The organism is Streptomyces sp. NPDC107454 (assembly GCF_055582885.1).
On sequence record NZ_JBVJPA010000022.1, the window covers coordinates 27,709 to 46,122 of the forward strand.

At 71.0% G+C, this 18,414-nt stretch carries 13 protein-coding genes; 6 read left to right on the top strand and 7 right to left on the bottom strand.

Annotated features, from left to right (window positions below):
* Positions 1 to 89 precede the first annotated feature (89 nt).
* Positions 90 to 1,640: an MFS transporter gene (locus ACZ69M_RS42205; RefSeq protein WP_470058489.1), complete on the top strand. Its 1,551-nt coding sequence runs from the start codon at positions 90 to 92 to the stop codon at positions 1,638 to 1,640.
* Positions 1,641 to 1,883: 243 nt separating this feature from the next.
* On the opposite strand, the gene ACZ69M_RS42210 is transcribed toward ACZ69M_RS42205, so the two are convergent.
* Positions 1,884 to 2,393 (bottom strand): MarR family winged helix-turn-helix transcriptional regulator, encoded by a 510-nt coding sequence (locus ACZ69M_RS42210; RefSeq protein WP_470058491.1) that lies wholly within the window; start codon positions 2,391 to 2,393, stop codon positions 1,884 to 1,886.
* Between the two features lie 128 nt (positions 2,394 to 2,521).
* On the opposite strand from ACZ69M_RS42210, the gene ACZ69M_RS42215 reads away from it, so the two are divergent.
* Positions 2,522 to 3,334 (top strand): dioxygenase family protein, encoded by an 813-nt coding sequence (locus ACZ69M_RS42215; RefSeq protein WP_470058493.1) that lies wholly within the window; start codon positions 2,522 to 2,524, stop codon positions 3,332 to 3,334.
* A gap of 1 nt (position 3,335) precedes the next feature.
* On the opposite strand, the gene ACZ69M_RS42220 is transcribed toward ACZ69M_RS42215, so the two are convergent.
* Positions 3,336 to 3,875, bottom strand: coding sequence for a GNAT family N-acetyltransferase (locus tag ACZ69M_RS42220; RefSeq protein ID WP_470058495.1), 540 nt, complete (start codon positions 3,873 to 3,875; stop codon positions 3,336 to 3,338).
* Positions 3,876 to 4,044: 169 nt separating this feature from the next.
* Here ACZ69M_RS42220 and ACZ69M_RS42225 point away from each other — a divergent pair, with 169 nt between their 5' ends.
* Together ACZ69M_RS42225 and ACZ69M_RS42230 are read left to right on the top strand one after the other, a co-directional pair.
* Entirely contained in the window at positions 4,045 to 5,046 is a 1,002-nt protein-coding gene (locus ACZ69M_RS42225) for a sigma-70 family RNA polymerase sigma factor (protein WP_382028654.1), read from the top strand.
* A 516-nt stretch (positions 5,047 to 5,562) separates the two neighbouring features.
* Positions 5,563 to 6,138, top strand: a complete 576-nt coding sequence (locus tag ACZ69M_RS42230; RefSeq protein WP_470058688.1) for a TetR family transcriptional regulator — start codon at positions 5,563 to 5,565, stop codon at positions 6,136 to 6,138.
* Between the two features lie 54 nt (positions 6,139 to 6,192).
* Here the strand turns inward: ACZ69M_RS42230 and ACZ69M_RS42235 are convergent, their stop codons facing one another.
* Positions 6,193 to 7,248, bottom strand: coding sequence for a helix-turn-helix transcriptional regulator (locus ACZ69M_RS42235; protein WP_470058497.1), 1,056 nt, complete (start codon positions 7,246 to 7,248; stop codon positions 6,193 to 6,195).
* A gap of 62 nt (positions 7,249 to 7,310) precedes the next feature.
* Between ACZ69M_RS42235 and ACZ69M_RS42240 the strand changes: the two genes are divergently transcribed.
* A complete protein-coding gene (locus ACZ69M_RS42240) occupies positions 7,311 to 8,885 on the top strand; it encodes an MFS transporter (RefSeq protein ID WP_470058499.1) in 1,575 nt (524 codons plus the stop codon).
* Positions 8,886 to 9,263: 378 nt separating this feature from the next.
* A complete protein-coding gene (locus tag ACZ69M_RS42245) occupies positions 9,264 to 11,039 on the top strand; it encodes an HEXXH motif domain-containing protein (RefSeq protein ID WP_470058690.1) in 1,776 nt (591 codons plus the stop codon).
* A 57-nt stretch (positions 11,040 to 11,096) separates the two neighbouring features.
* Here the strand turns inward: ACZ69M_RS42245 and fxsT are convergent, their stop codons facing one another.
* From fxsT to ACZ69M_RS42265, 4 genes are all read right to left on the bottom strand, one after another.
* Entirely contained in the window at positions 11,097 to 14,960 is a 3,864-nt protein-coding gene (gene fxsT, locus ACZ69M_RS42250; RefSeq protein WP_470058501.1) for an FxSxx-COOH system tetratricopeptide repeat protein, read from the bottom strand.
* The gene (locus ACZ69M_RS42255; protein WP_470058503.1) at positions 14,957 to 15,895 is read right to left on the bottom strand and encodes an AAA family ATPase; all 939 of its coding nucleotides are present in this window, start codon (positions 15,893 to 15,895) and stop codon (positions 14,957 to 14,959) included. Before ACZ69M_RS42255 ends, fxsT begins: the two co-directional genes overlap by 4 nt.
* 92 nt (positions 15,896 to 15,987) lie before the next feature.
* Complete coding sequence (locus ACZ69M_RS42260) at positions 15,988 to 17,499, bottom strand: VMAP-C domain-containing protein (protein WP_470058505.1); 1,512 nt, start codon at positions 17,497 to 17,499, stop codon at positions 15,988 to 15,990.
* Positions 17,496 to 18,371, bottom strand: coding sequence for a TIR domain-containing protein (locus ACZ69M_RS42265; protein ID WP_470058506.1), 876 nt, complete (start codon positions 18,369 to 18,371; stop codon positions 17,496 to 17,498). The genes ACZ69M_RS42260 and ACZ69M_RS42265 overlap by 4 nt, the downstream gene beginning before the upstream one ends.
* Positions 18,372 to 18,414 lie beyond the last annotated feature (43 nt).

The window sequence follows — 18,414 nt, forward strand, 5'->3', positions numbered from 1 at the left end:
GGGCTTGCGGCCGTCGACGAAGACGAGCCGCCGGCTCCCGTGACCTTCCCTCACCTTTTTCACTGCGAAGTACCGGAGTGGGTATCCCCATGTCTGAAACAGGCACCTCAGCCTCGGCGAAGTCGGCGGCCGAACTCGCCGACGCACACAGCAACCGCTGGAAGGCGCTCGCGTTCATCGCGCTCGCCCAGCTGATGGTCGTCCTCGACGCGACCATCGTGAACATCGCGCTGCCCTCCGCCCAGCAGGACCTGGGTATATCGGACGGCAACCGTCAGTGGGTCATCACCGCCTACGCCCTCGCCTTCGGCGGTCTGCTGCTCTTCGGCGGCCGTATCGCCGACCTGTGGGGCCGCAAGCGCACCTTCGTCACCGGTCTGATCGGCTTCGCGGGCGCCTCCGCCATCGGCGGCGCCGCGCAGAGCTCGGCGATGCTGCTCGGCGCCCGCGCCCTGCAGGGCGCGTTCGGCGCACTGCTCGCGCCCGCCGCGCTCTCGCTGCTCGCGGTGATGTTCACCGACGCCAAGGAGCGCGCCAAGGCGTTCGGCATCTACGGTGCGATCGCCGGTGGCGGCGGTGCCGTGGGTCTGATCCTGGGCGGTTTCCTCACCGAGTACCTGAACTGGCGCTGGACGTTCTTCGTGAACATCCCGTTCGCGATCATCGCCGCCCTGGGCGCGTACTTCGTCATCCGTGAGCCGGCCGGCGGCCGCAACCGCTCGCCGCTCGACATCCCCGGTGTCATCCTCTCCACCCTGGGTCTGGTCTCCCTGGTCTACGGCTTCACCCGTGCCGAGTCCAACGGCTGGAGCGACCCCACCACCATCGGTCTGTTCGTCGCCTCGGCGGTGCTGCTCGCGGCCTTCGTGTTCACCGAGTCCAAGGTCAAGGCCCCGCTGCTGCCCCTGCGCGTCATCACCGAGCGCAACCGCGGCGGTGTCTACCTCTCGCTCGGCCTCGCGATCATCGCGATGTTCGGCCTGTTCCTCTTCCTGACCTACTACCTGCAGATCGTGAAGGGCTACTCGCCGGTCAAGACCGGCTTCGCCTTCCTGCCGATGATCGCGGGCATGATCACGGGCTCCACCCAGATCGGCGCCCGTCTGATGACCCGCGTCCCGCCGCGGCTGCTGATGGCACCGGGCTTCGCCCTGGCCGCCGTGGGCATGCTGCTGCTGACCCAGATGGAGATCAACTCCTCCTACGCGGGTCTGCTGCTCCCGGCCCAGCTGCTGCTCGGCCTCGGTATGGGTACGGCGTTCATGCCCGCCATGTCCCTGGCCACGTACGGTGTCCAGCCGAAGGACGCCGGTGTCGCCTCCGCGATGGTCAACACCTCGCAGCAGGTGGGCGGCGCGATCGGTACGGCCCTGCTGAACACGATCGCCGCCTCGGCGACCACCTCGTACATCAAGGACCACATCGCCGGTGCCACCTCCAAGCCGCAGCAGCAGCTCGTCCAGCTGCAGGCCATGGTGAACGGCTACACCAACGCCATCTGGTTCGCCGTCGGCATCCTGGCGGTCGCGGCCACGATCGCCGCGACCCTCGTCAACACCGGCCGCCCGGACATGTCCGCGGCCTCCGGCGCGGGCGACGGTGCCGAGGACGAGGTCAAGGTGCCGGTGATCGCCCACTGATCACCCGTACCGCCCGTACCGCCGCTGGTACCTCCGGTGCTTCAGGTGCTTCGAGTGCGGGCGCGGGGTGGGGACGCCTCGCCCGTACGATTCCCAGGGTCCGCCCCGGTTCCGAGTTCATCGGGACCGGGGCGGACCCGCGTCCACCCCCGGGTCAACCTGTCAACCCGTCAACCCGTCGGCCTGTCACTCCGTCAGCCCGGCAGCCCGTCAGCCCGCTCAACGCAGTCAAGGCAGATCCGCTCAACGCAGCCAAGGCAGGTCCGCGCCCGCGTCCTTCGGCTGCAGCCCCTCCGCGATGATCCGCATGGCCTCGCCGAGGGCTTTGTGCTGTTCGGGCGTGAGCCGGTCGAAGAAGGCCTGCCGTACGGCGTCGACATGGCCCGGCGCGGCCTTGCCCAGCACCTCGTAACCGGCGTCGGTGAGGACGGCGAACTGGCCCCGCTTGTCGGAGGGACAGTCCTCGCGGCGCACCCACCCGTTCTTCTCCAGGCGGGCGATCGCGTGTGAGAGGCGCGAGCGGGTGATCTTCGCGTTCATGGCCAGCTCGGTCATGCGCAGCCTTCTGCGCGGCGCTTCGACGAGCTGGACGAGCAGGCCGTAGTAGACGTGCGGCATGCCCGCGTCGCGCTGCAGCTGACGGTCGAGATGGTCCTCGAGGAGGGTGGCGGCGTTCATGTACGCACGCCAGGTGCGCTGTTCCTCGTCGGTGAGCCAACGCGGCTCTTCAGCGGATGCGGATGCCGTAGTCATGTACTCCACTGTACGAGCCCCTTCTTGAATATTAAACAAATCGGGAGTATGGTCCTGCATAGAAGCTTGAGACTTCAATTAACTTCCCCATCGGTCTTACGATGGGCCCCCCGGAGGGAGCAGCCGCCATGTCTGTCGCCACGTCTGCCGTCACCGAAGGGCGTGCCCCGCAGGAGCGCATGCCCGCCCTCTACCTCAGTCATGGCGCTCCGCCGCTCGCCGACGACCCGATCTGGCCCGGAGAGCTGGCGGCCTGGTCCGCCGAACTGCCCCGCCCCAAGGCGGTCCTGATGGTCTCCGCCCACTGGGAGGAGGCCCCGCTTGCCCTCGGCGCGGTCCAGACCGTACCGCTCGTCTACGACTTCTGGGGCTTCCCCGAGCACTACTACCAGGTCCGGTACGCGGCTCCCGGCGCCCCCCAACTCGCCGAATCCGTAAGGAAGCTGCTGCGCGCCCCGGGCATTCCCGTCCAGGACATCCCGGACCGCGGCCTCGACCACGGCGCCTACGTCCCCTTGGTCGAGATGTTCCCCGACGCCGACATCCCTGTCCTGCAGATCTCCATGCCGACCCTCGATCCGGTGAAGCTGATGGAGATCGGACGCAAGCTGGCGCCGCTGCGCGACGAGGGTGTCCTGATCGTGGGCTCCGGCTTCTTCACCCACAACCTGGCCGCGCTGCGCCAGGGCGGCGTCCCCTCCTGGTCGGTCGAGTTCGACGACTGGGGCCACCGTGCTCTGGACGCCCGTGACTGGGACGCCCTGCTCGACTTCGGCCACAAGTCCCCGGCCGGCCTGCTCGCCCACCCCCGCACCGAGCACTTCGCCCCGCTCTTCGTGACGATGGGCGCGGCGGACGCCACGGGCGAACTGGACGAGCAGCGTTCGGTGATCGACGGGTTCTGGATGGGGCTGGCCAAGCGGTCGGTGCAGTTCGGCTGATCTAGAGGTCTTTCTCGTACCAGGCCACATCCCAGTACCGGCCGAACTTCCGGCCCACTTCCCGGTACGTACCGACGTACCGGAACCCGAAGCGTTCGTGCAGCCGCGCGGACGCTTCGTTGGGCTGGGCGATGCCCGCGTAGGCGCGGTGCACGTCCTCGTCGGCGAGCGCCTCGAAGAGGGCCTTGTAGAGCAGCGTGCCGACGCCCCGGCCGGCCGCGTCGGGGGCGAGATAGATGGTGACCTCGACGGAGGTGTCGTAGGCGGGCCTGGGGCGGAAGGCGCTGGATGTGGCGTATCCCAGAATTCGCTGTGCGTTCCCGGGAACCCCCTGTGAGTCCGTGTCTGTGGCAACCATCAGGCGGTGCGGGCCGTCTTCAGGGTGGGAGAGCAGCCAAGGAAGACGTTCTTCCGGGGTGAAGACGGCAGTGTCGAAGGTGATGGGCGTCTCGCGAATGTAGTGGTTGTAGATGGCCGTGAGAGCGTCGAGGTCAGCCTCGACTCCTGGCCTGACCTGCACCTCTGTACGTTCCGTTGGCATCCGGCCTCCCGCTGTGGCGGCACAGGGTACTGCATGATCAGAAAAATAGAGGGGCGGGTTGGGAATTCTGTCCGGATTCCAGTCGTTGTTTCCTTCGGATGCCGGGCACTCGGAAGAGTGTCCGAGCCGCCACTAGGACCCGCAAGCCCACCATCGCAAGGGAGCACGCATGGCAACCCGTGCCGTCGCCCGTCGTCAGTCCGCCACCGGCGAGACCACCGACGCGGCACGCAGTGTTCGCGCCGTAGGCGGCGAAATCGCCGACCGCGACCTGGTCGGCATGTACCTCGACGAGATCGCGCGTACGCCGCTGCTCGACGCCGCAAAGGAAGTCGAGCTGTCCCAGATCATCGAGGCGGGTGTGTTCGCCCGGCAGATCCTCGACGACGAGGTCGATGCCCCCAAGGCGGACGCGACCCGCGAGGAGCTCGAGGCGCTGGTCGCCGAGGGGGAGCGGGCCAAGGACGTCTTCATCCGCTCCAACCTGCGGCTGGTCGTCGCCGTGGCCCGGCGGTATCCCCGTAGCGGCCTGCCGCTGCTCGACCTGATCCAGGAGGGCAACGCGGGCCTGGTGCGCGCGGTCGAGAAGTTCGACTACCGCAAGGGCTTCAAGTTCTCGACGTACGCCACGTGGTGGATCCGTCAGGCCATCACCCGCTCCATCGCCGACCAGTCGCGCACGATCCGCCTCCCCGTGCACCTGGTCGAGGAGCTGGGCCGGATCCGTCGCGTGCAGCGCGAGTTCAACCGCAAGAACGGGCGCGAGCCCGAGCACGCGGAGATCGCCGCCGAGCTGGACTCGACCCCGGAGCGTGTGACGGACGTCCTGGACTGGGCGCGCGACCCGGTCTCGCTGAACATGTCGGTGGACGACGACGGTGACACCCAGTTCGGTGACCTCCTCGAGGACACCTCCGCGGTCTCGCCCGAGCAGTCCGTCCTCACCCTGCTGCGCAGCGAGGAGCTCGACGACCTGATCGGCCGCCTCGACCAGCGCACGGCCTCGATCATCAAGATGCGGTACGGCATCGAAGACGGCCGGGAGCGCACGCTCACGGAGGTCGGCAAGGAGCATGGGCTCACCCGTGAGCGCATCCGCCAGATCGAGAAGCACGCGCTGCTGGAGCTGAAGAAGCTGGCCCGCGACACCGGTTTTGACGCGGCGGCTTAAGAATGTCCACGGTTAGTGCGGTTTGCGTGGTTCATGTGGTTGGTGTGCCACGTATGGTTCGTACGGGTTCGACGGATCTGACGGGATCCGATGGCCCGAGGTCGGCCATAAGTCGACCGGACATGGCCATGTAACGCCGCTTAACTCGCTGGGCTCTGGGCACAAGACCTCAGGGCCCAGGGTTCAGGGTCCCGGGGCGCAGCCCCAAGACCCCCCAGAACCGAGTCCCGACGCACTCCCCCCCCCGCGCCGGGACTCTCCAGAGCCGAGCTTCGGCGCCTTCCCCCCCCTGGCGCCGGGGCTCGGCTCCTTTATGCGCAGGGTTCGTTCGGGACTCGCTCCGGGGGAGCGGCGGTTTTCGGGCAGGCCGACGGGCCACCCCGTACCTGAACCCCGGGGTGACCCGGATGGCAGATTGTGCCACAGGGGCATAACCTGCCGTCCGTGACCGGTACCGACCGCCCGGCCGCCGCTCCGGGGCTCTCGCTCACGGAGCGACGCAAGGCCGCCACCCGGATGGAGATCGCGCGAGCCGCTGCCGGGCTCTTCATGAGGCACGGTCTGCGCGCCACCCGAGCCGAGGACATCGCCCGCGCCGCCGGTGTCGCGCCACGCACTTTCTACCGCTACTTCGCCGGCAAGGAAGAGTGCCTCGCCCCGCTCTTCTCCGCGGGCGTCGACAAGTGGGCCGAGGCCGTACGTGACGCCCCGGCCGACCTGTCCGTGCCGGAGGCTCTTCGCCACGCCGTCGTCCAGACCCTCACCCCGGGCGTCGGGGTGCGACCGGAGTCCATGGACTGGGTCCGCGCTCTGCTCCGGTTGGCCGAGGGGAGCCCGGCGCTGCTGAGGGTGTGGGGGGAGGCGTGTCAGGGGGCGGAGCGGACGCTGGCGCGGGTACTGGAGGCGAGGGCTTCCGTGGCGGGCGGCGGGGCGGAGTTCCGGCTCGGTGCCGCCGTGGCCGGTGCGGCGGTTCGGGTGGCGGTGGAGGCCTGGGCCGCCGGTGACGAGCCGGCCGACGGTCCGGCCGGACCGGTCGCGCTCGCGGTACGTCATCTGGAAGCGCTGCGTGACTTCCCCTGGGGCACCGTGTGACGGTCTCTGGGCGCTGTGTGAGCGTGCCGCGGACCGGTGCGGCCCGCGCGGGGCTCACCCGGCCCTGACGCCGCGCCCTTCCCGGCGACCGCCCTCCGACCCGCCCCCCGACCCGTCTTCCGAGCCGCCCCCCGCCCCGTCTTCCGAGCCGCCCGCCGCCCGAGTCAGGCGCCCGCCCCACTCCCGTACGCACTCCACCAGTTCCGCCGGCCGTCGTACCGTGAACTCGCAGTCGACCATCGCGAGCCGTACCGCCAGCCATTCCACGGAGTCCCCGGCGGAGGAACGCAGCAGGCAGTTGCGCTCGTCGATCGGCTCGGGCGCGCCGAACCACTTGGGCAGGCGGGCCGCGACGAACGCGGCGGGCGCGGCGAAGGCGACCTCGAAGTCGTACGTCTCCTGGCGTCCGTACATCGACTGCCGCAGGTACTCGGCCGCGTTCCCCGTCGGCAGTTCGCGTGGCGTGAAACGGACGCCGGTCGCGGAGGGCTCGGCGATCCGGTCGACGCGGAAGGTGCGCCAGTCGTCGCGGTCGAGGTCGTAGGCGACGAGGTACCAGCGACGGCCGGTGGAGACGAGACGGTAGGGCTCGGCCAGGCGTCGTGAGGGGGTGTCGTCCCCCGAGCGGTAGGCGAACCGCAGCCGCTCCCGCCCGGTCACCGACGCGGCGATCACGGTCAGCGTCTCGGGCGCGATGCTCGCCCCGTCCCCGCTGGTCAGCGGGGTGGTCGCGGCCTGGAGCGTGGACACACGGTGGCGCAGCCGGGACGGCAGCACCTGCTCCAGTTTGGCCAGCGCCCGTACGGAGGCCTCGTCGACGCCCTCGACCGCGTGCCCGGCGCCGGCCCGCAGCCCCACCGCGATCGCCACCGCCTCCTCGTCGTCGAGCACGAGCGGCGGCATCGCCTTGCCCGCCACCAGCCGGTACCCGCCGTCGGCCCCCTTCGTCGCCTGCACCGGATAACCCAGCTCCCGGAGCCGGTCGATGTCGCGGCGGACGGTACGCCGGGACACCCCCAGCCGCTCGGACAGCTCGCCGCCGGGCCATTCGCGGGGCGTCTGGAGCAGGGAGAGCAACTGGAGGAGCCGGGCCGGTGTGTCCGTCGTCATGTTTCCCAGAGTGCCGCACATCTAGGACATGATCTGACCTAATGGGGGCCTACCTTCAAGCCATGACCTCCACCGAGACCACTCCCAGCAGTCCGGCCGAGCCGCCGAAGGGCCCGGCAGCCGTGGCCGACCGACGGCGCTGGTTCGCGCTCGCCATCGTGATGACCGCGGCCTTCATGGACCTGGTCGACGTCACGATCGTCAACATCGCGATTCCCTCGATCCAGCGGGACGAGGGCGCGTCCTTCAGCCAGATCCAGTGGATCACCGCCGGCTACGCGCTCGCCTTCGCCGCCGGGCTCATCACCGGTGGACGGCTCGGCGACATCCATGGCCGCAAGCGGCTCTTCCTGGTCGGCATAGGCGGCTTCACGATCGCCTCCGCGCTGTGCGGCTTCGCCGCGAACCCGGAGATGCTCGTCGCCTCGCGCATCCTTCAGGGCGGGATGGCCGCGCTGATGGTGCCGCAGGTGCTGTCGATCGTGCACGCGACCTTCCCGGCGAACGAGCGGGGCAAGGTCTTCGGCCTCTTCGGAGCGATCGTCGGCCTGGGCGCCGTGTCCGGCCCCCTGCTCGGCGCGCTGCTCACCGAGTGGAACCTCTTCGGTCTCGAGTGGCGGCCGATCTTCCTCATCAACCTGCCGGTGGGCATCGCCGCGCTGATCCTGGGACGACGCTTCATCAGCGAGTCCAAGGCCCCGAAGGCCCTCAAGCTCGACCTGGTCGGCGTGGCCCTCGTGACGCTGGGCCTGCTGATGCTGCTCTACCCGCTGACGCGCGGGCGTGAGCTGGGCTGGCCGCTGTGGGGGTACCTGTCGATGGGCGGCGCCCTCCTCGTCTTCGCGGCGCTGGTGGCGTACGAGCGGCGGAAGGCGGCGCGGGACGGTTCGCCGCTGGTCGAGCTGTCGCTGTTCAAGGTGAAGAGCTTCGCCGCGGGCATCGCCGTCCAGACCGTCTTCGGGGTCGGCCTCGGCATCTTCTTCCTGGTCTGGACGCTGTACATGCAGGTCGGCCTGGGCTGGAGCCCGCTGCGGGCGGGTCTGACCGGGATCCCGTTCTCGATCGCGGTCTCGGCTGCGGCGGGCATGTCGGTGCAGCTGCTCGTCCCGCGCTTCGGGCGCAAGGTGCTTCAGGCCGGCGCGCTGATCATGGCGGCCGGGGTGCTGCTCTACATCTGGGAGTCCGAGCGCTACGGCCTGTCCATCGCCTCCTGGCAGATGGCGCTTCCGCTGGTCGTCATGGGCGCGGGCATGGGCTTCATCGTGGCCCCGCTGACCGACGCGGTGCTGTCGGAGGTCCCGCGCGAGCACTCCGGTTCGGCGTCGGGCCTCATCAACACCGTGCAGCAGATGGGCAACGCGCTCGGACTCGGACTGGTGTCCGTGGTCTTCTTCGGCGAGATCGGCGACCGGCTGACCCCCGCCCAGGTGGGCCCGGCCTTCGTCAACGGCTTCCAGCACGCGCTGGGCTGGGTCGTGGCGGTGATGGTCGCGATCTTCCTGCTGATGTTCGCGCTGCCGAAGCGGCCGGCGCAGCATGTCGAGGGGGCGGAGGACACCGCGGTCGACGAGCAGGAGAGCGCGAACCCGGCGGCGGGCGCCCCGGCGTCCGACAGTGAGCCGGCGTTGACGGGCTGAGGTTTCGCTCACGGCGGTTCGGTCGTGTGCCTGCCCTCGGCCGGGGGCAGGCACAACCGCGCTGTGGCAGTGGTTCGGCGTTCTTGAGAGCACCCGTTGATATACGGTGACGCCATGTCATCGAGGGAACACGTCACCTCCCGTGAAGCGGCCGTGTCCGGGGCGCCGCAATCCTGGCTTCCCACGTTGTCGGCACTGTCGCTCGAGGAGGTCGCGGCCCTTGATGACGCCGTGCTACGGCCGTCGATCGAGCGCCTGAGGCTTCAGGTCGGTCGCCCTCTCTCCACCATTGCGGGCAGCGACGGCAGTTAGGGCCCCGTCGCGATCTGCCACGGAGCGCCCCTGCCACGGCCCTGTGAACAAGGAATCGTCGTGCCGATGTACCGTCACCACCTTTCCGAACCAGTCCTGGACGCGCTGAACTCCGTCACCGAGGACGAGCAAGCCGTCGCTTTCCTGCTCGACGCGGAGTCGAGCCGACGCCTGTTGCTGCTGCGTGCGATCCGCGACGCGGCAGCGGACGCCGACGACGTACGTCGGGCCTGGCCGTTGCTCGAAGCCGCCGAGCGGGCGGACCCGGCGGCCTTCCGTACGGTGCTCCTCGACCCGCAGGTCGGTGTGTGGGCGGCGAGCCTGCTGCGCAGACTGTCCCGCCCGGATCCGGCGGCGACCGCGGGTGAGCCTCCGCTACGCGTGGAACTGGGGTTCCTCGGACAGTTGGCGGCGGCCGTGTTCATCGCCGCCGGCGTCGACTTCCGCGCGCGCGTGCCGGTGCGGGACGGCCGGGTGTTCCTGCCGGGCCTCGGCCGGGCGACCGTCGGCGGCGAGCCGTGGGGCACCGCCGAGGTGTGGGGGCTGGCCGGTGCGATCCGGGTCGCCGCGGCCGGCGTCACCGTGACGTTGCCGGACGATACGGAGAACGACGTCCCGGGGTGGGAGGGGCAGCGGCGGCTGCGTGCGGAGCATGCGGGCATGCGCCTGACCCTCACCCTCGACGACCTGGGACCCTACGCACCGGTGCCGGCGCTGGCGGCGCCGGGACGGCTCTCCTGCGCGCAGTTCGCTTCCTGGCAGAACTGGTTCGCCCGCATGTGGCCGGTACTGGTGAACGATCACGTGGTCAGCGCCCGTGCCCTGACCACGGGGTTGCGCTCCGTCGTTCCGCTGCCGCGGGGCGAGCGGCTGCGTGCGCGGGCGGCTTCGTCGAGCGACGCGTTCGGGTGCCTGTTGCTCTCCGAGCCGGACGACGACGAGGACGTCCTGCCGGCGCAGCTCGGCGTCGCCGTCGTACATGAGTTCCGGCACACCCTGCTCAACGGCCTCATCTTCCTCACGCCCCTGTTCGAGGAGTGCGACGAGCTGTTCTACGCGCCCTGGCGAGACGATCCGCGCCCTCTCGGCGGGCTTGTGCATGGGGCTTATGCCTTCTCCGGGGTCGCTCACTACTGGCGCACACGAGGCGTGGAGGGGCTTGCGGGCTTCGAGTACGCGCTGTGGCGCAGCGCCGTGCGCGAGGTACTCGGGACCCTGCGCGAGCACCCCACGCTCACCCCACTGGGGCACACGCTGGTCGACAGCCTGGACGAACAGACCACCGGCTGGCATACGGAGCCGGTGGGAGTACGCGAACAGCGCCTCGCGCACCTCGCGACGGTCCACCACCGTGCGACCTGGCGCGCACACCATCTTCAGGTGCCCACGGCGCATGCGAAGAAGCTGGCGGAGGCCTGGTCCGCCGGGCGGCCCGGGCAGGCCGTCACGCGGCACCCCGAGCCCGTGCCGCGGGCCGATCCACAGGCCTGTCGACTGGACACGCTCGCGCTGCTGGCGCGCCTCAGCCTTGTCGCTCCCGGGGAGTTCGACGCCCTGCGTGCGGCGGAGGACCCCGCGAGGAAGGTGCCCGGTGTGGTCCCCGCCGATCTGGCGCTGGTGGACGGCGACGCCACGACGGCGGTCAAGCTGTACGCCGAGGAGCTCAGCGGTCCCGGTGCCAGGCCCGCTGCCTGGGCCGGTCTCGGCCTGGCGCTGGCCGAGTGCGGCGAGCGGGCCGCCGGGGCCGTCCTGACCGAGCACCCCGAACGTGCCCTGGCCGTCGGCCGTTGGCTGCCCACCCCGCCGGATCCGGTGCTCCTGGCCCACTGGCTCGCGGAGTAGCGACGGCGGCACCGGCCGGGCCGGTGGCCGGGCTCGACGATCGCGGCGCGGGGTCCGTCACAGCGGCATCGGGTCGATGTCGCAGTTCGCTCGGTGGTCCCGGTCGGAAGCCTGGCCGACCGCCGGGTGGCCGCTGCCCAGGGTGCGCACGAGACGGTTGCGGGTGTCGCCGTGCAGTGCCTCCGCCTCCTCGACGCGTCCCACGGCCCGCAGGTCCATCGCGAGGTTCGCGGCACAGGCCAGGGTGGAGGGGTGGTCGGCGTCGAAGACCTCCCGGGACCTGTCGACCGTTTCGGTGTCGAGGTCCAGGGCGCCTGCCGGGTCGCCGAGTGCGTAGTGGTCACTGGCGAGATTGGTGCGGCACACCAGCGTCGAGGGGTGGGTCGCGCCCAGCATCGCCGTGAGCTGTTCCAGCGCCACGGCGTCCACGTACTGTGCGGCCGCCGCGTCGCCCAGCAGCCGGTAGGTGATCGCGAGATTCACGGCGGCGGACAGGGCGTGCGGATGGTGCCTGCCGTAGGTGTCCTCGTAGCGACGGCAGATCTCGGTGCCCAGGCGCAGCGCCTCGTCCAGGTTTCCCCGGTGCCGCAGGTGGATGGTCAGCTCGAGCGTGGCGGCCATGGATTCGGGGTTGTGATCGCCGTACCGGCGCACGAGCTCGGAGCGGATGTGCTCCGCCGTCGCTCCCGCCTCCTCGTGCTCGCCGGCCTTGCGCAGGGCCACGGCGAGGAGGCGGACACAGGACAGGGTGAACGGATTGCTGTCGCCGAGCAGTGTGGTGGCCTGCTCCGTGATCTCGCGGTGGTAGATCAACGCGGTGTCGTAGTCGCCGAGTTCACGCAGGTCGACGATCATCCCGAGCCAGGTGCGCAAGGAGTCGATGTGATCCTGGCCGAAGGTCTGAATGCGGTTGTGCCGAGTCTGTTTGTCCAGTTCGTAGGCGCGCCTGAACTGGCCCACCAGGCGCAGGCTCACGCCCAGGTTGTGCGCGGCGCGCAGTGTCTCCGGGTCGTCCGGACCGATGAGTTGCACGTACTGCTGGTGCACGGAGTCGGAGAGCTGGAGGGCCTCGGCGAACGCGCCGCGCACACGGTGGTCTATGGCGACGTTGCCGAGCGCGTCGAACGTGTCCTGGTGGTGGGGGCCCAGCGACCTGAGATAGGCCTCCAACGTCGTCGCGTTGAGCTCGGCGGCCTCCTTGTAACGGCCCATGTTGAACTGGAGGAATCCGAGCCAGCGGGCGATCTGCAAGGTCTGGGTGTGTTCCTCGCCCAGTCGGCGGGACCAGTTCTCGTACGCGGAACGGGCAAGTTCCAGGCAGGACTCGTAGTCGCCCCAGCGAAGGAGGTACTTGACCTCGTTCACCACCAGCCTGCGCACCCAGGTCTCGTCGGACTGCACCGCGCGGGAGACCACCACGTGGGGGTAGAGCGCGCCGTACCGGTCCCAGCGCAGCGCGTTGCTGGGGTCGTTGGGGTCGCTCGCCACCAGCAGCATGTGCGCCCCGTGCCGCATGGTGGACCGGTCCGCCTCCGTCATCCTGAACTGCAGCGCCGCCTGCACCAGCCGGTGCATCTGGAGGGAGTTGGTGCGGTGGTCGAAGCGGGCCAGAGAGTAGCGGCCGATGTCGCGGATGGCCTGGCCGAGCCGGATCGGATCCTCCAGGGCGGCGTCCAGCTCGGGGGTGATGGGACTGGGCGGCATCCGCATGAACATGGTCCGCGCGATGGGTTCGGGCGCGTAGAAGGAGCACACCTGAAGCAGCTGGTACGCGGCCGGGCTCTTGGCCTCCAGCCGGTCCAGGGAGATGTTCCAGGCCGCTATCACCGGATGCTGGTTGCCGAGCGGCGCGGTGCCGCGCAGCAGGTCCACGCGCTTCTCGTCGAGCAGCCGCAGGTACTCGTCGACGGGCATGCCCGTCTCCGCGTGCCAGGCGGCGGCCTGCTCGATGGCCAGCGGCAGGTCGCCGAGTGCCTCCGCGAGCCGGTCGGCCTCCGCGTCGCTGATCTCCGGGCCGCGTATGCGCAGCAGCTGTTTGCTCTCCTCCCGCATGAAGACGTCGACCTCCAACGGCCGGGCGACGGAGGCCCATTGGGGATTGCGTGAGGTGACGAGGATGTTGCCCGGTCCTCCGGCCGGGAAGAACTGCCGTACGGATTCCGGGCTTTCGGCGTTGTCGAAGACCAGGATCCAGTTGGCGTAGGGCACGCCGATGCGCAGCGCCTCCAGGACCGAGGCGACGGTCGAGGAGACGTCGGACCCGGTCGACAGGCCCAGGCGCGGTGCCAGTTCCACCAGGGACAGGGAGATCTGCGCGGTGCGCTCCGCGGAGATCCACCAGACCACGTCGTACTCCGCCATACGACGGTAGAGGTACTCGACGGCCAGCAGGCTCTTGCCGACGCCGCCCATGCCGTGCAGCGTGTGGGGCAGCACGGCGGTCGCCTTCTCCCGCAGCAGCCGCTGGTGCAGCGTGTCGAGGAGTTCCTCGCGGCCCGTGAAGTTCGGATTCCTGGGCGGGATGTTTCCCCAGATCGTGGGCGTGCTCCTGGTACGTCCGTTGCCCACCGTGCTCGCCGGGGCCTGCTGCGGCATCACCGGCCTCCTCTTCCCCTGATCGGTCCGACGGTCGGCGTCGCCCGGGAGCCGGACGACGGCATCGCTGGGTGCTGTGGGTGCTGTGGATGTTGCGGGTGCGGTGGCGGTGCCGTGGTGCTGTGCGTGCTGCGGGCGGGTCCGATCGGCCGGGGCGGCCGCGAGGGCCTCGTCGACCTCCCTCGCCGGCTTCAGGAACGGCCCGGACAGGGCGTGGAGCACAGCGCTCTCCGCCATGAGCCACGGCCCGGACTCCGCGTCGACCGGCGGAAGTCGGTGCACGGCGGCCCCGCGCAGCAACCGGGGCAGTCGCCACAAGTGTTCCCCGCCGGATCCCCGGCGATCCCCGATCAACTCGACTACCCGCACCACATCGGTACGCCGTCCGGTGGCCAGCAGCTCCTCGCGGATCCCGGAGGCGAACGCGAAGGTGGTGTGCCCGCCGTCGGCCGGCCGGACCAGGCCGTGCACCAGCAGGTGCGCGACATCGGCGAGCGAGGTGCCGGGCAGGAGCGCGCCCCGCACCTCCTCGATCAGCCCGGCGTCGAGGGGTATCGCGGAGAGCATGGTGGCGAGCGTGAACACGCCCCGGGACACGGACGACTGGAAACGCGCCACCCGAGCCGCGGGGGCGGGGTCGGGCTCCGCCGCCGCGGCGGCGGGTACGCGCGCGCGGGGGAACATCACCGTCATCGCCAGCCACGACGGCGGGACCCCGCCCAGCAGGCCGGACCAGGCGTCCAGCCAGCGGGGGGCGAGTTCGAGCACGGGTACGGCCACGTCGGGACGGTGGGCCGGCGGCAGGCCGTGTTGATCGGGGCCCAGGCCGCGGGGCCGCCACCGCAGCCGGTGGTTGGCCGCGCCCGGGGCGGGCGAGCGCAGCAGCACCTGCCAGCCGCGCAGCCCCGTCGTGTGCCATACCGGGTGCGGCAGCAGGTGGATCAGCGCGAGCGGTCCGCACTGGCCCCAGCGGCGCAGCAGCGGTTCCACCTCGTGGGTGCGCCAGCGTGGGCCCGCGCCGTCGGTGAGGAGCAGGGTCAGCCGGGTGCCCGCACGGTGACGCGGCAGGGTCGTGGGGTCGGCACTGTGCCCGGACGGCAGCCTGTGCGTGGTGATCCGGCCGAAGGCCCCGCACCGATGCAGTGCCGTGGCGAACTCGTGGACCGTCCGCTGCCAGATCCCCATCGTCGGCCCCGCGTCGGCCACCACCGCCACGTCCCGGACAGCGGTGTGGCCGGCCGTGGTGCCGAGCGCGGTGCCGACGTGTCGCAGGGCCTGCGGAAGCCCCGGCGGGAGCGCCGCGGGAAACGGGCCGGGCCCCGTCATGGCTCCTCCGGCGCTGTCCACTGCCAGAGGGTGTCGACGGCCTCCTGCCAGTTGCCGTCCTCCGCCACGGCCTGGAGGACACCGTCGGCGGCCAGGCGGAGTGCGTCCAGGAACCGCTCCAGCACCGGTCCCTCGGCGGCGGTGGCCCGTTCGACGAAGGCGTCCACGGCGTCCGGCGCCGGGCCGGGACGGCCGGGCTCCGCGGGGAACCGGTTCGCGGCGATGGCGCGCAGCAGGTCAGGGCCGGGCCGCTGGGTCCGCAGGGTCACACAGCGGCGTACGAGATCCGATGGCAGATCCCGCTCACCCGTGGTGGTGATGACCACCACGGGGAAGGCCCGGCAGCGCAACGTTGTGTCCGGCAGGGAGAATCCTCCGGCCGTCAGTACCGTGCACAGGTCCTCGGGCAGACTGATCTCGGCCCGGTCCAGCCGGTCGATCAGCAGCACACGGGGCCTGCGGTACGGCAGGAAGGCGGCGCCCAGGGGCCCGAGCCGGATGCCATCGTCGTGCCCGCCCTCGTCATGACCCTCGTGCGGGCGGTTGTACGGGCCGTCGTACAGGCCGTCGTACAGGCCCTCCCGAAGTGTGCTCAGAGAAGTGATCTGCCAGCGCAGGACCGGGCCCAGGCCGAGCTCCCCGCTGATGCGGTAGGCGAGGGACGACTTGCCGGTGCCGGGCTCGCCCGTGACGAGCAGGGGGCGGCGCAGGTGCAGTGCCACGTTCACCCGGGCCACCTCGTCCGGCGGAGCGGGCAGTGGCTGCCTGATGGTGCCCAGCACGGAGGGGGCGCACGGGTCGTCGACGGGTGGTGGGGGGAGCTCGGGGCCGCCGCCGAAGCTGCGCCAGGCCGGTGCCTGCGGCCACTCCTCCTGTGTCGCACCGGGCAGCCCCGTGCCTCGGTACAGTCCCCACGACTGGCTGTTCGGCGGCATGAACGGCGTCCCTCCGTACGACGACTGGGGTTGCGATGCCCGGACCGGTGGCGCCGGTCCGCACTGCTGGTCCGTGGTCATGCGGGCCGTGGTCACGGTGGCTCGGGGCGCACGGGTTTGCGGTCGGGGTCGTCCCACAGGACCGCGAGGTGGCGGCCGATGTGTGCGGCGTCCTCGTCGTCGGCGGCGTCGATCGCCGCACGGCGGCGGTAGGCGGCCACCTTGGCCGGGAAGCGCGACAGGCCCTCGGTGAGGAGCCCGTCGAGGACACCCCGGAACTCCTTGGTGGAGCGGCCCGCGCGGTGCCAGATCACCACGGGAAGCCCGCTGCGCAGGGCCGCGTGCAGCTCCCGGCGGCCGTTGCCGTGGTCGGGCAGCGGCGGCTCGCTCAGCACCAGGGCCACGCAGTGCTCGTTGTCCCCGAGGCGGGCCTCCAGGCCGCGCAGATGGTTGCCGTTCTGGTGCGCGACGTTGACGTACACCGACTTCGACGGGTGTTCGTCGCGCGCCAGCTGCTGCCAGCGGGTACGCCAGAACCGGTACCAGTCCCGGTTCTGCAGCCGGTCCAGGCTGCGCACGACCACCGGGTAGTCCACCGCGAGCGGCACGTTCGGTACTTCGGTGGTGTCCCGGGGCCACCAGTCGACAGGCAGATTGAGCAGTTCGAAGGGGAGCACGAACTCCAGCCACACATGGGCCAGCCGGTCGCCGCCGCCCCCTTCGACCGCTTTGATGACGCGGGTCACGGCGTGCTGCAGCCCGTCGGTCGGCACCCGCTGCATCGGGTCGCCGTGCTGCCAGTTCGGGCCGCCGGCGTCGGACATGAGGGAGTGCGAGACCGTGTAGCGCCCGTTCTCCAGCGGGTCCGGAGCGATGTGGATCGCCAGGTACTCCTGGCCCGGCCTGACCGCCGGCGGGGGCGCCGGAGTCCGGGCGCGGTCGAGGTCGAGCAGCTCGGCCAGGCCGCAGCTCAGGGCCCACTGCCGGTTGCGTGCGAGCAGCTCGACCGCGACGGGGTGGCCCATCGCGTCGGCAGCGCGGTCGAGGTAGACCATCCACGGTGGCAGCCCGCCCCGTGGAGCTCCCTGCCCGGCCATGTGCAGGAAGTCGTGCCAGCAGGTGTCGGCGTGCGGCGGCGGTGCGGAGACCCTGGCCTCGGTGGCCGTCCGGACGAGGGCTCTTCGCATGGCGTACGACATGGCCGGCGTGCCCAGGGTGGCACCGAGGAACTCCCAGGAGCCAGTGACCTCCGGCAGGCCGTCGAGCGAGTCCACGGCCGTCCATTCGTCGGCGAGCCGTTGTACGACGGGTCCCTGCGGGCAGCCCGGCTCCAGCATCTGCAGTTTCCGGGCGAGCGCCGACAGCCCGTCCTGGTGGCGGGTGCAGAAACGGAACAGTTCCAGCAGCTGCAGCGGCACGGTGGACTGTTCCCGCAGGTCGGCCCGGTGCCCCAGCGCCTCGCCCACCAGATCGGTCAGCAGGGCGCGCGCGTAGCGGTCGTGGAGCGCGGGGACCGCGAGCAGTGCGCCGAGGGCCTCCTCGCCGATCCGCTCCCGTATCCGTAACGCCGGGTTGTGGCGGCCCGCGCCGCCCTGTCCCGTCAACGTCGGCCCGCCGGGCCGGGGAAGCGCGGAGGTGCGGCGTGCCTGGTGGGGGCGGTGCGGGGGACGCCGACGGCGTCGAGCAGCCGGGTGCGGGCCGCGTCCTCGCCGAGGCCCGTGAGGTCGGTGCACGCGACCGTGGACAGCGGCCACGGCGGCCGGCACGGCTTCACCATGACCGGCACCAGCAACTCGGCCATGCCCTCGGGGCTCCGGCGGTGCACGGCCTGCCAGGCCTGCCGGACGGCTTCGGAGCCGACGTAGGCCGGGGACAGAACGGCGAGGACGCGCTCGCACTGTTCCGGATCTCCCCGTTCCAGACCGCTCAGCGGTCCGTCGAGGAGGTCGAGGCGTACGCCGGCGCCCGCGTTCTCCAGGTGCCAGGCGATCCAGGACGCCCATGCGAGGTCGGTGACGGCGCAGGACAGGAACAGGTGAACCAGGTGAACAGGGAGGTCGGTGTGCGAGGGGGCACGCGGTGGTGCGGCCCGTACGACGCTCTCCCTTACGACGTGCTCCCTTACGACGTGCTCCCGTACGACGTTCTCCGTCACGACGTGCTCCCGTACGAGCTCACCGACGGCGTCGGCCGTCCGGCTGTGGCCCTCCAGCAGTGACACCGCGTCGGCCAGCGCGGACAGTCCGTGGTTCGCCGCGATCTCCTCGCGGACGCAGAACCGCACCAGTTCGAGCAGCTGCAGCTGCGTGGTCGCCTGTTCCCGCAGGGCCACCGGCCGTCCCAGCCGGTCGCCGATCAGCTCGGCCAGCATCGCGCGGGCGCCCCGGTCGCCCAGGACCGGGGAATCGCACAGCGCCTGGACCACGGCCTGCTGCCAGTCATGGTCCGGGCGGGCGCGGAGACCGTCCCTGTCCACAACACCCCCCGAGAAGTTGTGTCCCACAGTCCAGGATACGGAC

Excerpts from the sequence above, each read along its gene's own strand:
- ACZ69M_RS42205 (WP_470058489.1), top strand. The coding sequence starts at position 90 with ATGTCTGAAACAGGCACCTCAGCCTCGGCGAAGTCGGCGGCCGAACTC.
- ACZ69M_RS42210 (WP_470058491.1), bottom strand. The coding sequence starts at position 2,393 with ATGACTACGGCATCCGCATCCGCTGAAGAGCCGCGTTGGCTCACCGAC.
- ACZ69M_RS42215 (WP_470058493.1), top strand. The coding sequence starts at position 2,522 with ATGTCTGTCGCCACGTCTGCCGTCACCGAAGGGCGTGCCCCGCAGGAG.
- ACZ69M_RS42220 (WP_470058495.1), bottom strand. The coding sequence starts at position 3,875 with ATGCCAACGGAACGTACAGAGGTGCAGGTCAGGCCAGGAGTCGAGGCT.
- ACZ69M_RS42225 (WP_382028654.1), top strand. The coding sequence starts at position 4,045 with ATGGCAACCCGTGCCGTCGCCCGTCGTCAGTCCGCCACCGGCGAGACC.
- ACZ69M_RS42230 (WP_470058688.1), top strand. The coding sequence starts at position 5,563 with ATGGAGATCGCGCGAGCCGCTGCCGGGCTCTTCATGAGGCACGGTCTG.
- ACZ69M_RS42235 (WP_470058497.1), bottom strand. The coding sequence starts at position 7,248 with ATGACGACGGACACACCGGCCCGGCTCCTCCAGTTGCTCTCCCTGCTC.
- ACZ69M_RS42240 (WP_470058499.1), top strand. The coding sequence starts at position 7,311 with ATGACCTCCACCGAGACCACTCCCAGCAGTCCGGCCGAGCCGCCGAAG.
- ACZ69M_RS42245 (WP_470058690.1), top strand. The coding sequence starts at position 9,264 with ATGTACCGTCACCACCTTTCCGAACCAGTCCTGGACGCGCTGAACTCC.
- fxsT (WP_470058501.1), bottom strand. The coding sequence starts at position 14,960 with ATGACGGGGCCCGGCCCGTTTCCCGCGGCGCTCCCGCCGGGGCTTCCG.
- ACZ69M_RS42255 (WP_470058503.1), bottom strand. The coding sequence starts at position 15,895 with ATGCCGCCGAACAGCCAGTCGTGGGGACTGTACCGAGGCACGGGGCTG.